At 56.8% G+C, this 264-nt stretch carries 1 protein-coding gene; it reads right to left on the minus strand.

The genetic code is table 11. The annotated features are described in order from the left end of the window. Positions 1-264: DDE-type integrase/transposase/recombinase (locus tag SB756_RS31235; protein WP_410913387.1), on the minus strand; the 264-nt coding region annotated here is incomplete at both ends.

Below are 264 nucleotides of genomic sequence, written 5' to 3' on the forward strand. Positions count from 1 at the left end.
CGCGTCGATAGCCAGGTCGCTGCACATCCTTGGCTTCATTGACCAACCAATTACTTGGCGTGAGAACAGATCCAGCACTACCGCGAGGTAGAGCCACCCTTTATAGGTGCGGATGTAAGTGATATCTGTCACCCAGACCTTGTTCGGCTCACTTACCTTGAACTGCCGCGCGAGGTGGTTGGGCGAGGCCACTGTTGGTTTTCCACCATAGAACCCTGGACGCCGCCGATAGCCCGTTTGAGAACGCAGCCCCTCCGCCTGCAT

The organism is Pseudomonas sp. SIMBA_068, from assembly GCF_046534705.1.
In the GTDB taxonomy this organism is placed as follows: Bacteria; Pseudomonadota; Gammaproteobacteria; order Pseudomonadales; family Pseudomonadaceae; genus Aquipseudomonas; species Aquipseudomonas putida.